General features: G+C 51.7%; 17 protein-coding genes and 2 pseudogenes. 7 read left to right on the plus strand and 12 right to left on the minus strand.

The window, feature by feature from the left end:
- Both apaG and apaH read left to right on the plus strand, forming a co-directional pair.
- Positions 1-378: a Co2+/Mg2+ efflux protein ApaG gene (gene apaG / locus NAZ64_RS17410; protein ID WP_000610894.1), complete on the plus strand. Its 378-nt coding sequence runs from the start codon at positions 1-3 to the stop codon at positions 376-378.
- A 10-nt stretch (positions 379-388) separates the two neighbouring features.
- On the plus strand, positions 389-1,237 hold the full coding sequence (apaH, locus tag NAZ64_RS17415) for a bis(5'-nucleosyl)-tetraphosphatase (symmetrical) ApaH (RefSeq protein WP_000257211.1): 849 nt from the start codon (positions 389-391) through the stop codon (positions 1,235-1,237).
- Between the two features lie 264 nt (positions 1,238-1,501).
- On the opposite strand, the gene folA is transcribed toward apaH, so the two are convergent.
- From folA to kefF, 3 genes are all read right to left on the minus strand, one after another.
- A complete protein-coding gene (folA, locus tag NAZ64_RS17420) occupies positions 1,502-1,981 on the minus strand; it encodes a type 3 dihydrofolate reductase (protein ID WP_000624379.1) in 480 nt (159 codons plus the stop codon).
- Between the two features lie 198 nt (positions 1,982-2,179).
- The gene (kefC, locus tag NAZ64_RS17425) at positions 2,180-4,042 is read right to left on the minus strand and encodes a glutathione-regulated potassium-efflux system protein KefC (RefSeq protein ID WP_000377163.1); all 1,863 of its coding nucleotides are present in this window, start codon (positions 4,040-4,042) and stop codon (positions 2,180-2,182) included.
- The gene (gene kefF / locus NAZ64_RS17430) at positions 4,035-4,565 is read right to left on the minus strand and encodes a glutathione-regulated potassium-efflux system oxidoreductase KefF (RefSeq protein WP_039590292.1); all 531 of its coding nucleotides are present in this window, start codon (positions 4,563-4,565) and stop codon (positions 4,035-4,037) included. The genes kefC and kefF overlap by 8 nt, the downstream gene beginning before the upstream one ends.
- Before the next feature lie 134 nt (positions 4,566-4,699).
- Between kefF and NAZ64_RS17435 the strand changes: the two are divergent.
- Positions 4,700-4,765: pseudogene (locus tag NAZ64_RS17435) on the plus strand (hypothetical protein); the annotation flags it as partial.
- 351 nt (positions 4,766-5,116) lie between these two features.
- Here NAZ64_RS17435 and NAZ64_RS17440 read toward each other — a convergent pair.
- Positions 5,117-7,006: a sulfatase family protein gene (locus NAZ64_RS17440; RefSeq protein WP_000066315.1), complete on the minus strand. Its 1,890-nt coding sequence runs from the start codon at positions 7,004-7,006 to the stop codon at positions 5,117-5,119.
- Between the two features lie 898 nt (positions 7,007-7,904).
- Here NAZ64_RS17440 and srfN point away from each other — a divergent pair.
- On the plus strand, positions 7,905-8,195 hold the full coding sequence (srfN, locus tag NAZ64_RS17445) for a DUF1471 family virulence protein SrfN (RefSeq protein ID WP_000745957.1): 291 nt from the start codon (positions 7,905-7,907) through the stop codon (positions 8,193-8,195).
- A gap of 223 nt (positions 8,196-8,418) precedes the next feature.
- Here srfN and NAZ64_RS17450 read toward each other — a convergent pair whose 3' ends face one another.
- From NAZ64_RS17450 to NAZ64_RS17485, 8 genes and pseudogenes are all read right to left on the minus strand, one after another.
- On the minus strand, positions 8,419-8,835 hold the full coding sequence (locus NAZ64_RS17450; protein WP_161976238.1) for a hypothetical protein: 417 nt from the start codon (positions 8,833-8,835) through the stop codon (positions 8,419-8,421).
- A 170-nt stretch (positions 8,836-9,005) separates the two neighbouring features.
- Positions 9,006-9,100, minus strand: a pseudogene (locus NAZ64_RS17455) (glutathione-regulated potassium-efflux system oxidoreductase KefF); the annotation flags it as partial.
- Between the two features lie 26 nt (positions 9,101-9,126).
- Positions 9,127-9,357: a YgdI/YgdR family lipoprotein gene (locus NAZ64_RS17460; RefSeq protein ID WP_001172089.1), complete on the minus strand. Its 231-nt coding sequence runs from the start codon at positions 9,355-9,357 to the stop codon at positions 9,127-9,129.
- Positions 9,358-9,445: 88 nt separating this feature from the next.
- Positions 9,446-10,786 (minus strand): MFS transporter, encoded by a 1,341-nt coding sequence (locus NAZ64_RS17465; RefSeq protein ID WP_001187057.1) that lies wholly within the window; start codon positions 10,784-10,786, stop codon positions 9,446-9,448.
- Positions 10,787-10,932: 146 nt separating this feature from the next.
- Positions 10,933-11,220, minus strand: coding sequence for a ferredoxin-like protein FixX (gene fixX / locus NAZ64_RS17470; protein WP_000203736.1), 288 nt, complete (start codon positions 11,218-11,220; stop codon positions 10,933-10,935).
- Positions 11,217-12,503 carry an FAD-dependent oxidoreductase gene (locus NAZ64_RS17475; RefSeq protein ID WP_220569409.1) on the minus strand — a complete coding sequence of 429 codons (1,287 nt, stop codon included), beginning with the start codon at positions 12,501-12,503 and terminating at the stop codon, positions 11,217-11,219. The genes fixX and NAZ64_RS17475 overlap by 4 nt, the downstream gene beginning before the upstream one ends.
- 49 nt (positions 12,504-12,552) lie before the next feature.
- Positions 12,553-13,494 carry an electron transfer flavoprotein subunit alpha/FixB family protein gene (locus tag NAZ64_RS17480; protein WP_001032198.1) on the minus strand — a complete coding sequence of 314 codons (942 nt, stop codon included), beginning with the start codon at positions 13,492-13,494 and terminating at the stop codon, positions 12,553-12,555.
- A gap of 15 nt (positions 13,495-13,509) precedes the next feature.
- Complete coding sequence (locus NAZ64_RS17485) at positions 13,510-14,280, minus strand: electron transfer flavoprotein FixA (protein ID WP_000692185.1); 771 nt, start codon at positions 14,278-14,280, stop codon at positions 13,510-13,512.
- A 480-nt stretch (positions 14,281-14,760) separates the two neighbouring features.
- Between NAZ64_RS17485 and caiT the strand changes: the two genes are divergently transcribed.
- From caiT to caiB, 3 genes are all read left to right on the plus strand, one after another.
- On the plus strand, positions 14,761-16,278 hold the full coding sequence (gene caiT / locus NAZ64_RS17490) for an L-carnitine/gamma-butyrobetaine antiporter (RefSeq protein WP_000787073.1): 1,518 nt from the start codon (positions 14,761-14,763) through the stop codon (positions 16,276-16,278).
- Positions 16,279-16,312: 34 nt separating this feature from the next.
- Positions 16,313-17,455, plus strand: coding sequence for a crotonobetainyl-CoA dehydrogenase (caiA, locus tag NAZ64_RS17495; RefSeq protein WP_000347134.1), 1,143 nt, complete (start codon positions 16,313-16,315; stop codon positions 17,453-17,455).
- A gap of 111 nt (positions 17,456-17,566) precedes the next feature.
- On the plus strand, positions 17,567-18,784 hold the full coding sequence (gene caiB, locus NAZ64_RS17500) for an L-carnitine CoA-transferase (protein WP_001016209.1): 1,218 nt from the start codon (positions 17,567-17,569) through the stop codon (positions 18,782-18,784).
- The last annotated feature ends 42 nt before the right edge of the window (positions 18,785-18,826 follow it).

Raw genomic sequence — 18,826 nt, forward strand, 5'->3', positions numbered from 1 at the left:
ATGATCAATTCGCCCAGAGTGTGTATTCAGGTGCAAAGCGTCTACATTGAGGCGCAATCCTCACCTGACGATGAACGTTACGTTTTTGCCTATACCGTAACCATCCGCAATCTGGGCCGGGCGCCAGTGCAGCTATTGGGCCGCTACTGGCTGATTACCAATGGCCATGGCCGTGAAACTGAAGTCCAGGGCGAAGGTGTGGTTGGCGTCCAGCCGCGCATTGCGCCTGGCGAAGAGTATCAGTACACCAGCGGCGCGGTAATTGAAACGCCGCTGGGCACCATGCAGGGTCATTACGAAATGATCGATGAAAATGGCGATGCCTTTACCATCGACATTCCCGTGTTTCGACTCGCCGTCCCTACACTCATTCACTAAAATTATAACAATGGCAACTTATCTCATCGGCGACGTTCACGGTTGCTACGACGAACTGATCGCCTTATTACAGCAAGTGGAATTTACGCCAGATACAGACACTCTATGGCTGACTGGCGATTTGGTCGCCCGCGGTCCCGGTTCGCTGGACGTGTTACGCTACGTCAAATCGCTTGGCAATAGCGTGCGTTTGGTGCTGGGGAATCACGATTTACACCTGTTGGCCGTATTCGCCGGGATTAGCCGCAACAAACCTAAAGACCGGCTGACCCCGCTTCTTGAAGCGCCGGATGCCGATGAGCTGTTGAATTGGTTACGCCGTCAGCCGCTGTTGCAGGTAGATGAAGAGAAAAAGCTGGTCATGGCGCATGCAGGTATTACCCCGCAGTGGGATTTGCAGACGGCAAAAGAGTGCGCCCGCGATGTTGAAGCGGTGCTGTCGAGCGACTCGTACCCGTTTTTCCTCGACGCGATGTATGGCGATATGCCGAATAACTGGTCGCCGGAGTTAAGCGGTCTGGCGCGGCTACGCTTTATTACTAATGCCTTTACCCGTATGCGTTACTGCTTTCCTAACGGTCAACTGGATATGTACAGCAAAGCGTCGCCGGAAAACGCCCCTGCGCCGCTGAAGCCGTGGTTCGCCATTCCGGGGCCGGTGAGCGAGGCTTACAGTATTGCGTTCGGGCACTGGGCGTCGCTGGAAGGGAAAGGGACGCCGGAAGGTATTTACGCGCTGGATACCGGCTGCTGCTGGGGCGGGGAGTTGACCTGTTTACGCTGGGAAGATAAACAGTATTTTGTGCAGCCGTCAAACCGCCAGATGGATATGGGCGAAGGCGAAGCGGTCAACGCCTGATAGGTTTATGCCTGATGGCGCTACGCTTATCAGGCCTACATCTGGCTCAAGAATTGGTTTATGCCTGATGACGCTACGCTTTTCAGGCCCACATCTGGCTCAAGGATTGGTTTATGCCTGATGACGCTACGCTTTTCAGGCCTACATCTGGCTCAAGGATTGGTTTATGCCTGATGGCGCTACGCTTATCAGGCCTACATCTGTCTACATCTGGCTCAAGAGTAGGCCGGATAAGGCGTTTCGCCGCCATCCGGCACTACAGCGTTAACGACGTTCCAGAATCTCGAAACAATAGCTGTGAGAATTCTGCGCGTCGGCATCGTGAAACTCACTGAATACCGATTCCCAGTCATCCGGTTCATAATCCGGAAAATGGGTATCGCCTTCGACTTCCGCATCAATATGCGTCAGATAAAGCTTCTGCGCCTTTGGCAGGAACTGCTCGTACACGCGCCCGCCGCCAATGACCATAATTTCCGGCGCATCGCCGCAAGCGGCAATCGCCTCATCGACAGACTTCACCCACTGCACGCGATCGTCGGTGCCCGGCTGGCTGCTGATAACAATATTTTTACGTCCCGGTAAGGGGCGTCCGATGGACTCCCAGGTGTGACGTCCCATGACGACAGGTTTATTTAACGTGTTACGTTTAAACCAGGCGAGATCGGCAGGCAGGTTCCACGGCATGGCGTTTTCCATACCGATGACGCGATCCACCGCTAACGCCGCAATCAGACTGATCATTAATTATTTCCTGATACAAAAAAAATTGCCGCCACTATACGTAAAGCGCAATCTTTCGTCGACTGACGAAAAGAGGATGAGCACGAAAATTTTTCGTTCTGCTGGCGACGCCACTCATTTGATGTGGAGCGCCAGCATTACAGTAGTTCAAAAACAGCCAATTAGCAGTAAAGTTTGCAGAACATCACATTTTTTACTTTAGATTGACGGTTTGACCTCGGGTTCATCAGCGGCCTCTCCGGAATGTTTGCCCTCAGCCGTTCCCTGCCAGCCGTGGCGCTGAATCAACGACAGATGCTCCCGGTCCTCGGTAATAATTTCGCTCAACATCGCACTGGTACGTTTATAGGCGGCGGCGCGAGATAACGGATCGTTTTCCCCTTTCGCCATCTCTTCCACCATCCGGGTATTAAAATGGCGGAACAGATCCGCGCGCTCGCGGGCTTCATAACGCCCCAGTCCCAGCGCCTCCAGCGCCTGTCGCCCGCTTTTGAGCGCGCCTTCGAAGGTTTCACGTTCGGGCATCGCCACACCAGCCTGGCGCAGGCGAATGTAATGATCGACATCACGGGCGCGGGCGATAATCTGCAGATGCGGGAAATGCGACTTCACCAGTTCACTCAGTTGCAAATTGGTTTGCGGATCGTCAATGGCGTTAATCAATACCTCCGCTTTCGCCGCTCCGGCAGATTCCAGTAAATCCATACGCGTCGCGTCGCCATAAAAAACCTTCATGCCGAATTTACGCAGCGTTTCGATATGATCGGGGTCGTGATCGAGCACCACCATCTTCACCCCGCTCGACAGCAGCAGACGCCCGGCTATCTGCCCAAATCGTCCAAACCCGGCCACAATAACCCGCGGCTGCTCTTCGTCGATTTCATCCGCCTCGCGCGCTTCCCCCGTCGCGGTCTTCTCCATGCGCGTCAGCAGCACCAGAAAAATCGGCGTTGCCGCCATCGACAGCGCGACCGCCAGCGTCAGCGCTTTTGCCCATTCCGGCTCAAGTACATCCGCCATTTGCGCCGCGCCAAAAACCACAAACGCAAACTCACTTCCCTGGCCTAATAAGACGGCAAACCAGCGACGCTGTTTTGCCGGTACACCCAGCGGCCTCGCGACCAGCCACAGCATGACGATTTTGATTGCCAGAAAACCGGCCAACAACAGCAGAATGCGCAGCGGATTCTCCACCAGCGTGCCGAAATCAATCGACATGCCGACGCCAATAAAGAACAGCCCCAGCAGCAACCCCTTAAAGGGTTCAATATCGCTTTCCAGCGCATGACGATATTCTGAACTCGCCAGCAGAACGCCCGCCAGGAACGCGCCCATCGCCATTGACAGCCCAACCTCTTCCAGCAACAGGCCGAAACCAAACACCAGAAATAGCGCCACGGCGCTGAACACTTCCCGCAAACCAGAACGCGCGACAAAGCGCAGCGCCGGGCGCGTAACGTAGCGTCCCAGCAGCACCACCAGCGCCAACGCGCCTGCGACTTTCAACGCCGATAGCGCAAACGCGCCAAGCGTGGTGGATGCGCCGCTGGCGGCCAGCAGCGGGATCATCGCCACCAGCGGGATCGCCGCGATATCCTGGAACAAGAGCACTGCGAATGCGCTACGTCCTACTTGTGAAACGGTCAGGTTACGCTCATTCATTGCCTGCATGGCGATAGCCGTGGACGAAAGCGCCAGCGTCATGCCAATCAGTTCCGCCACCTGCCAACGCAGGCCAAGAAACATGCAGAACAGACCAATCAGTCCGCCGCAGACCACCATCTGTAACGCGCCGCCGCCAAATACCGAGGCGCGCAGCTTCCATAACCGTTGCGGGTCCAGCTCAAGCCCAATAACAAACAACATCAGCACGACGCCGATTTCCGCAAAATGCAGAATAGATTCGGCGTCCGTCACCAGCCGTAGCCCCCAGGGGCCGATAATACACCCCGCAATCAGATACCCCAGCACCGATCCTAAGCCCAAACGTACCGCAATCGGCACAATCAGCGCCGCCGAACCAAGATAGATCAGCGCCTGCAGTAGAGTATGGCTATCCATGATTCACCTCCTTCCATGTCAGTAAACGCTGTTTATACTGACGCGCCTGCGCCTGTAAGGTGTCATCATCACAAATGAACGTGCAGTGCATGGCAAACGGCGGCAGCCATTTGAGGCCGCAATAGAGCGCCGTCGCCTGTAGCGGCTGAGAAAGGACGTCAAATCCCGGATGGGAGCCGATAGCAAAGTGGTTTTCACCACCGCCAGTCGTTACCGCCCACAGCAGATGTTTACCATGCAATGCCGTACCGCCATGACCGTAAGCCCAGCCGTGGGTGAGGACTTTATCCATCCATAATTTGAGTAAAGGAGGGACGCTGTACCACTGCATCGGATGCTGCCAGACGATAAGACTCGCGCGCGACAGCGCCTCCTGCTCGGCGGCAACGTCAATATTGAAATCGGGATAGAGGTGATAAAGCGAACGTATTTCGACGTTTTCCAGCGTCCCTGCCTGTTCAAGCATCCGTTTATTCGCATGAGAATGATGCGGATACGGATGCGCATAAATAATGAGGATCATGATTAGCCTGTGATGATCTGTTTTTTATCACAAAGTGTAGTGACAAATTCGCCAGGCTAATAGTGAATATTATTGAGCGGCTAACCAGAAAAAATTGAATTAACGCCAGCAAGGGTTGACGCCATCCTCCCCCAGAAGATGCCCTTGAAGGGCCGCAGGCGTTTGCAGAAAAGCGCGATCCGGTGTGGAAGGGTTGGTGATGATGGCAGCCTTAAATTGCTGACCAATCGGTTTAAGGCCTTCTTGTCGGGCGGCGCTGCGCTAAATTTTCCTGTAATGACTGTAATATCAATCCATTACATGATGACACAGGCCCAATAAGCGCAGCGCCAACAGCATCTGAACCTCCAGACACGCTGGATGCCAGATCGCCGACGCATAAATTAACCTAATGGGTCAGGTACTTAGAGCATGGCCCAGTAGGCGTAATTGTTGAAGCCAGTTTGGGGCCGATCAGCGCGCAGAAACCGGAGCGTACACGTAGTACGTGAGGATTTTGAGCACTGCCCGGTCCCAAAATGGCGAGTAAAATAGCCTAATGGGTCAGGCTCTTAATCTTTCGCCATGCGGTTAAACTGCTCAATAGTAAGATCCCACGGCTCATGGGCCGCATCCGGCATAAAACTGCCGTCATCCACGCCAATTTCGTCCTTGATAATTTTATTCAGTTTTTCATTCATCGTAAGAATGAGATCCTGATATTTCTGTTTATCAGCAGCAAGGTTATGGTTCTCATCGGGATCATTTTTAAGATCGTAAAGTTCAAGATCGTTGTACTTAATAAGATCCTCCCAGGTTTCCGGCGTATTATGCTCCCTTAGCGAGAAATAGCGTGCAAACTTATAACGGCCATCGTTAATCATCCGCGTCCCTGAACGATGGCTGAAATCAGGATGCAAATGGGATATTTCCTGCTTGATTTGCGCCACCGTTTTTTGTTTATCTCTTTGTAGCGCGATAACGCGGTGGAGATAATGGGCATCGGTATACAAGATCATGCCATAGCAATATAAGCTGGCATTTCTCACCGCATTAACCGCAACGCCTTCCGGGTTTTTTAGCAATCCGCTAAAATTAACGCCTTTGCGGTTGCCTAACGCCTGGTGCTGTTTTTCTTCCGGCAAACCGGTCAGCCCAACTAATGTCGGCGCGATATCAAGATGACAGGTCAACGCCTGACATTTCTTATTACCGGGGTACGCCGGGTGGGAAATAATCATCGGTACATGGATCTGTTCTTTATAAACGGAAGCGCCTTTACCGTGCATCTGATGGCTTCCGCCTAATTCGCCATGATCGGCAGTAAATACAACAATCGTTTTATCAGTTAACTTGAGGGCATCCAGTTCATTTAATATCCGGTCAAGGTGAGTATCACAATCGCGGATACAGTTGAAATAGTAGTCAAGCAGTTTACGCCAACGACGATCTTCATCAGGAAACTGCCCTTCCAGCGCAGCGCGCGCCGTCTGGTATTCAAGATGCGCCGGCGGTCTTCCCTGCTCATTGAATGATTGATGCCTGTTTGCCGGTAGCGGATAGTTCGGCCAGCTTGCCTGATAAAGCTCGTTTTCCGGCGGCTGCGTGGGCGCCAGGGTATTATCATCCTGATCCAACTCGCCACGCCACTGTACCTTTTCTCCCTCTTTATCGGTATCAATAAACATGACGTCATGAGGATTAACGAGGTTAACGGCCAGGAACCAGGGCTTGTGTTGGTCATTCAAGGGCTGCCCCTTGCATCTTAACCAATTTATAGTCTGAGCCGTGGTGGTTGAATCATAAAAATAGCCGCCTTTACTATGGCCTATAATATCGCCGATGCCGTGATAGTCAGCAAAACCATATTTTTCCATAATTTTATGTAATTCTGGTTCAGGAATATCCCCGACATCAATATCCTCATCTTTTTCGTCAGGCAAAGGCTTCTCCAGTTTTTCTGTAAGATGCCACTTACCTTTATAGGCCGTATAGTATCCCAGTTCCCGCATCATATGGCCTGTGGTTCCAAGAGCGGGGTCAAGGTCATAAGGCATCCAGGGTAATCCCAGATTATCAAACATCTTTGTCTGGGGCATATGTAAGCCGGTATACAATACGGAGCGGGAAGGCGTGCAGACATTACTGGTATTCTGATGATTACAGAATGTCACCCCCGTTTTCATGAGCCGCTCTCTGCCGGGTACCGGGAAAGGAAACGTAGGAAAAAAACGCTCCTGGTCGGTCACGACTAACAGAATATTATATCCTTCTGGCAATTTTTCCGGGATTTCGCCAGTAAACGGTTTATCCCACGCCGGTTTCGCCTTGACGGCACATTTTTCATCAGCCTTTACCGCGCCGGATAGCATACCGCCGGCGGCAAGAATACCGGCACTGGTTAACAGTTTCCTACGCGTAAGATCCGTCTCTTCTGCGGACAGATTTTTTTTATTACTCATATTATTATACCTGTAGTCAGTAACTTTATCACATATTCATTTATTACTGTACGAGGAAGCGTGGATATGTATCAATGCCTTCCGGGTAAGAATATGTGTTATAAATTGATTTGTATTTCAAATTAGAAATATATTAATAAATAACCATAATTCATTGAAAAATTATTTAGATGAAAAGTTCATTGTTTTTATTTTAGAGATACAACTGCAGACATTACTTCATAAAAAAATACATTGTTAAACATACTCTATAGCGCTGTGTTCGTGCCTTTTCCCTTCAGCTACGGTGATTACCCTATGCCGCTACAATAAAATCGCCCCGAAAGAAACACTATCAGTAACAGGCCGCACAACCATAGACATACAACCGGTAATATCACTCTGGGAAATTAAAACATAACTCAATTCTGTTATGTTACTTATGAATAAAACTAGCGTATTGCCGCGTGATTCAATAAAAATTCCGTCATTACAAGAAATAATATAAAAACTATTATTTACAGGGGGTTAAGTTTCTTTTTAACTGACAGTGCATTATTTTACATTGACAACAACATAAAGAGGTGACTATAACAAGATATAAGACGGTCACACCAAATAAGGCTATTTTCAGATAATCAACCGAGGTTATATACCCAAAATAATTCGAGTTGCTTAAAGGCGGCAAGGGAGTGAGTCCCCTGGAGCATAGATAATTATGTGACTGGGGTGAGCGGCAAATCTGCCGGGAGCAGATTTGAACGTCGCGTGCGACGGCCCGTCAGGGCGAGGCCCATGGATGGGCCGGGTAATCCGTAGCCAACACATAAGCAACTTGAAGTATGAAGGGTATAAATAATTTCGTTACGGATTACTGATATTGCGCAAACCTTATCATCAATGCAACAGGAACAGAACCATGAAAAAACGCATTATTGCCGCCGCATTACTGGCAACGGTTGCTTCATTCAGCACGCTTGCGGCAGAGCAGGTCTCTAAGCAAGAAATCAGCCACTTCAAACTGGTTAAGGTCGGCACAATAAATGTGTCCCAGAGTGGCGGGCAGATTTCCTCACCCTCTGATCTACGCGAAAAACTGTCAGCATTAGCCGATGCGAAAGGCGGAAAATATTACCATATTATCGCTGCACGTGAGCATGGTCCGAATTTTGAAGCCGTTGCCGAAGTTTATAACGATGCGACGAAATAAAGCTCTGATTGCGCCATAACGATGGCACTGGCATGAAATAATAAGAGAGCGCCAGCAAGGTGCCATGTTACGTCACAATCCACTCAGGGCCGTCTGGAAACAGATGCTGGCCCTCTTTTTTATCAACAGTTCATCCGGGGCAGGCAAGCCGTTGGAATGGGCGCGCGCAGACAGTAAGCCCTTCGTGAGTAAGACGGTTTTGCGGGCTGTTTTAAGATGATGTTTAGTGCGCTTTTACCTGCCTGAACCAGTAACTTTCCATTTTCGTTATCCATTTCCCCTTTTTATTTTTCGGTATTACGCCAGCCCACAGTAATTGCAGCTGTCGGTTATAGGTTCCAATAGCGTGTCCACCATACGCCCCTTCAAATGCTATCACCATGGGTCCCTGCCCTTTTACCCCCTCTTGTCCTTCATGGCAATAAAGCGCGTTGCGGTGAGTCACGTCAAGTTCATACTGCACGTTCAGTTTCACACATTTTTCCCCGCAGCCCTCTACTGGCGGCAATATTGTCATGGTATAAGGCGGGTTATCTGCCGTGGTTTTCCATGTTCCGATCAGGTCTTTGCAGGCGTTTATCTCCGTAGCCCCGGAGGCGGCAGAAAATAGCGCAAGCAAATAAAAAGGTATTAGTTTCAGTTTCATTACAGACTCCTGTTCCTTATACCTCATCATTTATACCTAATCATAAGGATAAATGCCCTGCGATATGTTTTTTTCCGGGAAATGTTGAGCCGCTGTTCAGAGAAATGTCGATGAGTGTAACCTCATGTAAGCGGACAGCGCGGTGGGGAAAGCGGGAACACGGGCGAACGTATTTCGACGTTTTCCGGCGTCCCTGCCTGTTCAGACATCCGTTTATTCGCATGGGAATAAATGGATGCGCATAAAGAGAGAATATTATTGCGCGGCTAACCAGAAAAAAATGAATTAATTATCCAGCTCACTCATATTTTTCAGCTGATCGCGGTTAATCTGTTCGGTTTTCCCGGTGGCGGCGTTTTTGTAAGACACCATACCGGTATCGTTATCGACCTCGGGTTTCCCGTCGGTGACAATAGTTTTGCCATCCGTGGTTTCAACCGCCTGGTTAGAAGAGCATCCTGCTACGGTGAATAGTGTTGCTGCGGTAAACAGTGCGGTCATAAGACGTTTTTGCATGGTGTTCTCCCTGCTTTTCAGTTGTTTTAGCATGTGACTGTTAACTGTAGCGTTATTGGCGAAAAGCAGGGAGAAATGCAGAACACTCTTAACGAGGGTTATCCGATGGCGTTCCGCGCAAAGTCATGTTTCCGGTCTGTGTTAGCGTCAAGCCGCGGGTTTCCGGGGCAAACATCACCGATACGCCAAGCCCGACTAACGAAATCAACGCGCCAATCAGCATGACGTTATTAATACCGTAACGAGTAATGAAAATCGGTAATGCCCAGGTGGAGACAATGGTTCCGATGCGGCTTAATGACATGATGACCCCCACGGCCGAAGCGCGAATATCCGTCGGGAAGAGTTCATTAGGATAAAGCCATTGCAGTATGCCCGGCCCGCCGGAAAAGAAGGCGTATACCGCAAACGCCACCACGACCAGTATGATGCCCAGATTTGACACCAGCCCCAGCAGCGCCAGCGCGATAGTCATCATGGCGAAGCTGCCAATAAGCAGAGGGCGACGGCCAATACTGTTTAGCCAGAACATCGCCGGGATACAGCCCAGCATAAAAAAGAGGCTAATCACCACATTGCCGAGCGCCGCGTTGCGCCCCTGTTCCCAGCCGAGTAACCCGACGATCTGCGGCCCAAAGGTATAGATAGCGAACATCGGGATTACCTGACAGGTCCAGATAGCCGCAACGAACAGTACAAACGGGAAATGACGGCGGTTAAACAGTTGCAGGAAGCGGGTCTCCTGCGGCGGCTCATCGTCAAAGCAGACCGGTTCACCGAACAGTTTGATCATCATTTGTTCGCACTCTTTTACCCGTCCTTTTCGCAATAGCCAGCGTGGCGATTCCGGCAGGTCAAAGCGGCCAATCAAAATGATTAAGCACGGGATAAAGGCGCTGCCAAGCATCCAGCGCCAGCCGCCTTCCATGTCATACAGCCAGTAACCCACCAGGTTGGCGCAGGTCGCGCCGACGTACCACATCGCGGCGATAAAACCGATGGAGAACGCGCGCTGGCGGGTGTTGGAAAACTCCGTAATCATGGAAGTGGCGATAGGGTAATCCGCGCCGATAACAATGCCAATTAAAACGCGCATCACCAGCAATTCAAGCGGCGTGGAAACAAACATGGTCGCCACGGAGATAACGCCGATAGCGATAATATCAAGCAGGAACATTTTACGCCGCCCGACTTTATCGCAAATATAGCCAAACAACGAGGTGCCGATAAACAGTCCGGCAAGCGTAGCCGCGCCGAGCGCGCCAATCCATTCAGCATCAAGGTGCAATAGCGGCGTCAGTTGTTCCAGCGCCACGCCAATGATCACCAGCACGTAGCCATCAAGGAACGGGCCGCCGCTTCCCCACAGCATAATTCTGCGATGAATGGAGGAGAATTTAAGGTCATCAAAGTTCCTGGGCTGCTGCATGGTGATGTCCTGTTTCAACACGGGCAAAGCGCATCTGTAGGCCGGATAAGGCGTTTCCGCCGCCATCCGGCATTGGCGCCACATGATTGCCGGATGGCGACGCTACCGCATCTTATCCGGCCTACGGGGGCACAACTTCGTACTTATTAGCCGTAGCGGAACTCCACGCCAAACGTCCCGCGCGGGTATTCCCATTTTTCCAGCGCCGTATCAAGGCCGAGGATCCGGCACGTTCCGCACTCCAGGCACCCGGCGTAATCAAAACGAACGCTGCCGTCGTCCTGCTTTTTATACAGTCCCGCCGGACAGGCCTTAATCAGCACCTCCAGCGCCTGTTTATCAGGATCGGTTTTGAGAATGATGTGCGGGCTGTCTTCATCCACATTGAACTTATTGACGCCCAGTTTGACGTCCACATTAACGGGAGATGTCATAATACGGTCACTCCTTTCAGGCCATCTTTCATCAGGTTGATGAAGCCCACTTTCTTCGCATGGCGCAGGATTTTTTTACGCATGGGCACCGGCGCGGAGCCATCCACGGTGAACAGGTCGCGCGCGATATTGACCGCCATTTCGGGATAAGCGGTAAACATGCGGGGATTATCAAGAAAAGCCGGCAGTTTCTGATACATACGCATATCGCGCATCGGACCTTCGTCCAGATGCTGACGGTATTCCCCCAGCGATTGCTTGCTAAAATCGTCGCGCTTCATCGCCGAAAGCACCGTCTTCGCCGCCGCTTCGCCTGCGGATATGGCGAGATCCATACCCCGGATGGTAAAGCCGAGGTTCATACACATGCCGGCGGCGTCTCCGGCAATCAGTACGCCATCGCCCACCAGTTCAGGCTGCATATTCATTCCCGCCTCGGGTACAACGTGCGCGGCATATTCCACCAGCTTGCCACCGGCGATCAGCGGCGCAACGGCCGGATGCTGTTTGAAATCTTCCAGCATTTGCGGGACCGATTTTTTCGCGTCTTTCAGATGATGAAGACCGCAGACCAGCCCCAGGGAAAGGGTTGTTTCATTCGTATACAGGAAGCCACCGCCCATCAGACCATCGGTTGGCGCCCCGGCAAACAGACAGGCGGCACCTTCGTTGCCCTGAAACTGGAAACGATCTTCAATGACCGACTTCGGCAATTCGATCAGTTCCTTCACACCGACGGCAACATGCGATGCCTCAACACGCTTGGCCATGCCCAGCTTTTCAGCCAGCAGAGAATTCACCCCGTCAGCGAGGATCACGACTTTGGCTTCCAGAATATCGCCATCGGCTTCCACGCCCACGACTTTGCCATCACGCTGAACGACGTTATCGACGCGAATACCGGTGATCAGTTGCGCCCCCGCCTCTTCGGCCTGCTCCATCAGCCAGGCGTCAAATTTACTGCGTAAGACGGAATAGGAAACCTGCGACGCTGAAGCATCTTCACCATTGCAGTAGTCGATAGTCATCGCCCCGTTGTCGGTCATAAAGGCGAGTTTTTCGTGGGTGATCATGCGTTCAATGGGGGCCTGATCCGCAAAGCCGGGAATGATGCGTTCCAGGCTATGTGCATACAAACGCCCACCGGTGACATTCTTCGCGCCAGCAGAATTGCCGCGCTCGATAACCAGCACCTGTGCACCTTCGCGAGCAAGCACCAGCGCCGCAACCGAACCGGCCAGACCTGCACCCACGATGATGGCATCAAAGATATCTTCGGACATACGTACTCCTGTCAGCGGCAGGATACCTTCGCATCCTGCCCGAAATGGTTTATCGCGCTAAGGCAGCCGTCAGCGCAGGCAGGATCTTCAGCGCATCGCCAACGATGCCAAAATCCGCATACTGGAAGATTGGCGCGTTTTTATCTTTGTTGATGGCGAAAATCGTCTGCGCGCCGTTGGCGCCGACCATGTGTTGGATCTGCCCGGAGATCCCCACTGCCAGATACAGTTCAGGTTTGAGCATCAGGTTGGAGATACCGACGTAGCGCTCGTGCTCCATCCACTTCTCGTTTTCCGCCACCGGGCGGGAACAGGCCAGCTCGGCGCCGATGGTCTGGCACAGCGCTTCGGCCAGCGAGATATTCTCTTTGCTGCCGATGCCGCGTCCCACGCTGACCACCAGACGCGCTTTGTCGAGGTCAACGCTGTTGCTCTGACGCGCCTGGGTTGCGGTGCGGGTCACGGCAGTGGCCGGAGCCTGCCACTGCACGGTGTGCATCTCGCCGCTGCGGGAAGCATCCGGTTGTTGTGCGTCAAACGTTCCGCTGCTGAGTGTGATCACGGCAAACGGCGAAGCGATGGTTTCTGCCCCTATCGCCAGACCGCCGTAGACCATATGTTTAACCGCCGCTTTTCCATCCTGCAGGGCGACTTCGCTGGCATCGTTGGAAACCGCAGCCGACAAGCGATAGCCCAGCTTTGCCGCCAACAGCTTGCCCCGACGCGTATTCGGCAGCAGCACCGCGCCGCCCTCGCTATGCTGACGAATAGTCTCAGCCATCGCAGCAGCGTAGTCTTCGATCATGCGGTCTTCTGGTTTGCCGCTGAGCAGCCAGACATGATCCGCGCCCAAATGACATGCTGTCGCGCTGTCCGCTTCGTTCAGTACGAACGCGTTAACTTTTTCACCTACAGCCTGCGCGCCACTCATCAGTTCGGGCAGACGAGAAGGGGTATCGCTGAATACCCAGACACTGGAAAATTTGTTCATAACATCCCCTGATAATTAAATGATTTTGCGCAGATTCTCGACAAACGCGGCGATTTGTTCTTCACCGTCACCTTCAATCACCACACGCTGACGCTCGCGCTGCTTCGGTGCGGCAACCTGTTGTGCGGAATACGCGGGTACGCTGTTCAGCCCGATATCCGCAGGCGACCAGACCTGAACCGGTTTTTTCGCCGCGCCAAGAATGGCTTTCATCGAAGGAATTTGTGGGGTGTTAATGTCGGTGGAAACCGCGATCACCGCCGGGAGCGGGATGCTCAGCGTTTCAACTTCATCTTCCAGTTCGCGTTCTACCGTCAATGTGCTGTCGGTAAGAGAGAGGATTTTACTCACGCCGTTAATCGCCGGAATGTTCAGCGCTTCGCCCACCAGCAAACCAACCTGCTGAGCATAAAGATCGGAAGAACCGTCGCCGCAGATAAGTAGATCGAAACCTGATTTTTGCGCGGCAGCGGCCAGCGCGGTAGCGGTGTGTTGCGGCAGCGCCTGCTCAAATTGATCGTCAATGACCACAATCAGTTCATCAGGGCCACGAGAGAGGACATCTTTGCGCCCTTTTGCATTAGTCAGCGCTTTGCCGCCAACGCTCATGGCGACAACCTGAGCGTCTCCCAACTGCTGTTTTAACTGGCAAGCAGCTTCAATTGCATTCAGATCATATTGGCTGATTTTGCTATCCGCTTTGCTGAAATCGAGTGTTCCGTCAGCATTATTAATCGCAATATCCTGCTCATCAGGTACGCATTTGTAGCAAGTAATTATCTTCATTGCATCTCCAGAAATCATGAAGGAAACGTATTTATATCGGCGGTGTTAAATACAGATATCACGCTCTTTAATTCGGAAATAAAACCTTAATCACCAATATTCAAAATGTCACACATTGATATTCGTAACTTTCAATAGTGTTACGCACCTCACCAATATTGAAAGAAATATGCCAAATATGAAAATTTTCAATATTGTTTGCTGGCTCAACAATATTGAACGCCAGACACTTAAAAAACTTAAAAAATCACAATAAACAAATTGATAAATAAAGGAAAAATCAAAATTTAGACACAAAATAATCAACGCAAAAAAGTGTGACAAAGATAACAGAATCACCCGAAGTGAATACCCATCATGAGTTACTCATTGAGGCGTCCCAGAGGTTAAAAACTTATCAACAAATCATTAATAATAAATAAACAAACGTTCATGGACTGGCACGCTAAATAAATTTCGTTTTCACACTGGAATTCACTTATGAAAAATGAAAAGAAAAAATCGGGAATTGAACCGAAGGTTTTTTTTCCGCCATTAATAATTGTCGGGATACTTTGCTGGCTAACAGTCAGAGATCTTGATGCCGCTAACGTCGTTATTAATGCGGTATTCAGTTATGTCACCAACGTCTGGGGTTGGGCATTTGAATGGTATATGGTCGTCATGCTCTTCGGCTGGTTCTGGCTGGTTTTTGGCCCCTATGCCAAAAAGAGATTAGGTGACGAAAAACCGGAGTTTAGCACCGCCAGCTGGATTTTCATGATGTTCGCCTCCTGTACATCCGCTGCGGTTCTGTTCTGGGGCTCTATTGAGATCTACTACTATATCTCCACCCCGCCGTTCGGCCTGGAACCAAACTCCACCGGCGCGAAAGAGATAGGTCTGGCGTACAGCCTGTTCCACTGGGGGCCGCTACCGTGGGCAACCTATAGCTTCCTTTCCGTGGCCTTCGCCTACTTCTTCTTTGTACGCAAGATGGATGTCATCCGCCCCAGCTCCACGCTAGTACCGCTCGTCGGTGAAAAGCATGCGAAAGGGTTGTTCGGTACCATCGTCGATAACTTCTACCTGGTGGCGCTGATCTTCGCGATGGGCACCAGCCTCGGTCTGGCTACCCCGCTGGTCACCGAGTGTATGCAATGGCTGTTCGGTATTCCGCATACGCTGCAATTGGATGCCATCATCATTACCTGCTGGATCATTCTGAACGCGATTTGCGTGGCCTGCGGCCTGCAAAAAGGGGTCAGAATCGCCAGCGATGTGCGTAGTTACCTGAGCTTCCTGATGCTCGGCTGGGTGTTTATCGTCAGCGGCGCCAGCTTCATCATGAACTACTTCACCGACTCCGTCGGGATGCTGTTAATGCACCTGCCACGGATGCTGTTCTATACCGACGCCATCGGTAAAGGCGGCTTCCCGCAGGGCTGGACCGTTTTCTACTGGGCGTGGTGGGTTATTTACGCCATCCAGATGAGTATCTTCCTGGCCCGTATTTCCCGTGGTCGTACCGTACGTGAACTGTGCTTCGGGATGGTGATGGGTCTGACCGCGTCTACCTGGATCCTGTGGACAGTGCTGGGCAGCAACACGCTGCTGCTGATGGATAAAAACATCCTCAACATTCCGCAGTTGATTGAACAACACGGCGTGGCGCGCGCCATTATCGAAACCTGGGCCGCCTTGCCGCTCAGCACCGCCACCATGTGGGGCTTCTTCATCCTCTGCTTTATTGCCACCGTCACGCTGATTAACGCCTGCTCTTACACCCTGGCGATGTCGACCTGTCGCGAAGTTCGCGATGGTGAAGAGCCGCCTCTGTTAGTGCGTATCGGCTGGTCAGTGCTGGTCGGCATCATCGGTATCGTTCTGCTGGCGCTGGGTGGGTTGAAGCCGATTCAGACCGCGATTATCGCCGGAGGATGTCCGCTGTTCTTCGTCAACATTATGGTGACGCTGTCCTTTATTAAAGACGCCAAAGTGCACTGGAAAGACAAGTAATTCTTATTAACCCAATTGATCAAGAGGCTGAAAGATGGATTTCAACTTAAATGACGAACAGGAGCTGTTTGTCGCCGGTATTCGCGAACTGATGGCCAGTGAGAACTGGGAAGCTTATTTTGCCGAGTGCGATCGTGACAGCGTCTACCCTGAGCGTTTTGTAAAAGCGCTGGCGGATATGGGTATTGATAGCCTGCTGATCCCGGAAGAACACGGCGGTCTGGAAGCGGGTTTTGTTACCGTCGCCGCCGTCTGGATGGAACTGGGACGTCTTGGCGCGCCAACTTACGTGTTGTACCAATTGCCGGGAGGTTTTAACACTTTCCTGCGTGAAGGGACTCAGGAGCAAATTGATAAAATCATGGCGTTCCGGGGCACCGGTAAGCAGATGTGGAACTCTGCTATCACCGAACCGGGAGCGGGATCGGATGTTGGTAGTCTGAAAACCACTTATACACGCAAAAATGGTAAGGTTTATCTCAATGGCAGTAAGTGCTTTATCACCAGTAGCGCCTATACCCCGTACATCGTGGTCATGGCGAGAGACGGTGCATCGCCGGATAAACCGGTTTACACCGAGTGGTTTGTGGACATGAGCAAAGCGGGTATCAAGGTCAACAAACTGGAGAAACTCGGTCTGCGCATGGATAGCTGCTGTGAAATCACCTTTGATGACGTTGAACTGGACGAAAAAGACATGTTCGGTCGGGAAGGTAACGGCTTCAACCGCGTGAAAGAAGAGTTTGACCATGAGCGCTTCCTCGTCGCGCTGACCAACTACGGTACCGCAATGTGCGCTTTTGAAGACGCTGCGCGTTACGCTAATCAGCGCGTGCAGTTTGGTGAAGCTATTGGTCGTTTCCAGCTGATTCAGGAGAAGTTTGCGCATATGGCGATCAAACTGAACTCCATGAAAAATATGCTGCTGGAAGCCGCGTGGAAAGCAGATAACGGCACGATTACCTCCGGCGACGCGGCAATGTGCAAATACTTCTGCGCCAACGCCGCGTTTGAAGTGGTAGACACCGCCATGCAGGTACTGGGAGGTGTTGGTATCGCGGGCAACCACCGCATCACGCGTTTCTGGCGTGACCTGCGCGTTGACCGTGTTTCTGGTGGTTCTGACGAAATGCAGATCCTGACGTTGGGTCGTGCGGTACTCAAGCAATACCGCTAATCGATCCCTTGTAGGCCTGATAAGACGCGGGGCGTCGCCATCAGGCAATCATGCCGGATGGCGCTGTGCTTATCCGGCCTACATACCGCAAAAAATGCCAGGAGAAAAATGATGAATCATTTACCAATGCCAACCTTTGGCCCGCTTGCTGGGGTACGCGTTGTTTTTTCAGGAATCGAAATCGCCGGTCCATTCGCCGGACAGATGTTCGCCGAATGGGGCGCCGAGGTTATCTGGATTGAAAACGTCGCATGGGCCGATACCATTCGCGTACAGCCTAACTACCCGCAGCTCTCACGCCGCAACCTGCACGCCCTGTCGCTGAATATTTTCAAAGATGAAGGTCGGGAAGCGTTTCTGAAACTGATGGAAACCACCGATATTTTCATTGAAGCCAGTAAAGGCCCGGCCTTTGCCCGCCGTGGTATTACTGATGAAGTGCTGTGGGAGCATAACCCGAAACTGGTCATTGCCCACCTTTCCGGCTTCGGCCAGTATGGTACCGAGGAGTACACCAATCTTCCGGCGTATAACACCATCGCGCAGGCATTCAGTGGTTATCTGATCCAAAACGGCGACGTTGATCAGCCGATGCCAGCCTTCCCCTATACCGCCGATTACTTCTCCGGGATGACCGCGACGACAGCCGCGCTGGCGGCCCTGCACAAAGTACGCGAAACGGGTAAAGGTGAAAGCATCGATATCGCCATGTACGAAGTGATGCTGCGCATGGGTCAGTATTTCATGATGGACTACTTCAACGGCGGCGAAATCTGTCCACGTATGACGAAAGGGAAAGACCCCTACTACGCCGGTTGCGGCCTGTATAAATGCGCCGATGGTTACATCGTCATGGAGTTGGTCGGCATCACGCAAATCAACGAGTGTTTTAAAGATATTGGCCTGGCCCACATTCTCGGTACGCCAGAAGTTCCGGAAGGCACGCAGCTCATCCATCGCGTGGAATGCCCTTACGGCCCGCTCGTCGAAGAGAAACTGGACGCCTGGCTGGCAGCACATACCATCGCCGACGTTCAGGCGCGTTTTGCTGAGCTGAATATCGCCTGTGCGAAGGTGCTCACCATTCCGGAACTGGAAGGTAACCCGCAGTACGTTGCCCGCGAATCGATTACTCAGTGGCAAACAATGGACGGTCGCACCTGTAAAGGGCCGAACATCATGCCGAAATTTAAAAACAACCCGGGGAAAATCTGGCGTGGCATGCCATCACACGGCATGGATACCGCCGCCATTCTGAAAAACATTGGTTATAGCGAAGCAGATATTAAGGAACTGGTCGGCAAAGGCCTGGCCAAAGTTGAGGATTAAACGCGATGCGCTAATCGGTTTTCCGGTTAGCGCTCACGCCTG

Source organism: Salmonella sp. A1325 (genome assembly GCF_056991255.1).

What these genes read in the sequence shown, in the direction of transcription:
- NAZ64_RS17475 (WP_220569409.1), bottom strand. Translation starts at nt 12,503, where the DNA reads ATGTCCGAAGATATCTTTGATGCCATCATCGTGGGTGCAGGTCTGGCC.
- caiT (WP_000787073.1), top strand. Translation starts at nt 14,761, where the DNA reads ATGAAAAATGAAAAGAAAAAATCGGGAATTGAACCGAAGGTTTTTTTT.
- kefC (WP_000377163.1), bottom strand. Translation starts at nt 4,042, where the DNA reads ATGGATAGCCATACTCTACTGCAGGCGCTGATCTATCTTGGTTCGGCG.
- NAZ64_RS17460 (WP_001172089.1), bottom strand. Translation starts at nt 9,357, where the DNA reads ATGCAAAAACGTCTTATGACCGCACTGTTTACCGCAGCAACACTATTC.
- NAZ64_RS17480 (WP_001032198.1), bottom strand. Translation starts at nt 13,494, where the DNA reads ATGAACAAATTTTCCAGTGTCTGGGTATTCAGCGATACCCCTTCTCGT.
- caiB (WP_001016209.1), top strand. Translation starts at nt 17,567, where the DNA reads ATGAATCATTTACCAATGCCAACCTTTGGCCCGCTTGCTGGGGTACGC.
- apaH (WP_000257211.1), top strand. Translation starts at nt 389, where the DNA reads ATGGCAACTTATCTCATCGGCGACGTTCACGGTTGCTACGACGAACTG.
- NAZ64_RS17440 (WP_000066315.1), bottom strand. Translation starts at nt 7,006, where the DNA reads ATGAGTAATAAAAAAAATCTGTCCGCAGAAGAGACGGATCTTACGCGT.
- kefF (WP_039590292.1), bottom strand. Translation starts at nt 4,565, where the DNA reads ATGATCCTCATTATTTATGCGCATCCGTATCCGCATCATTCTCATGCG.
- fixX (WP_000203736.1), bottom strand. Translation starts at nt 11,220, where the DNA reads ATGACATCTCCCGTTAATGTGGACGTCAAACTGGGCGTCAATAAGTTC.
- apaG (WP_000610894.1), top strand. Translation starts at nt 1, where the DNA reads ATGATCAATTCGCCCAGAGTGTGTATTCAGGTGCAAAGCGTCTACATT.
- caiA (WP_000347134.1), top strand. Translation starts at nt 16,313, where the DNA reads ATGGATTTCAACTTAAATGACGAACAGGAGCTGTTTGTCGCCGGTATT.
- folA (WP_000624379.1), bottom strand. Translation starts at nt 1,981, where the DNA reads ATGATCAGTCTGATTGCGGCGTTAGCGGTGGATCGCGTCATCGGTATG.
- srfN (WP_000745957.1), top strand. Translation starts at nt 7,905, where the DNA reads ATGAAAAAACGCATTATTGCCGCCGCATTACTGGCAACGGTTGCTTCA.
- NAZ64_RS17465 (WP_001187057.1), bottom strand. Translation starts at nt 10,786, where the DNA reads ATGCAGCAGCCCAGGAACTTTGATGACCTTAAATTCTCCTCCATTCAT.
- NAZ64_RS17485 (WP_000692185.1), bottom strand. Translation starts at nt 14,280, where the DNA reads ATGAAGATAATTACTTGCTACAAATGCGTACCTGATGAGCAGGATATT.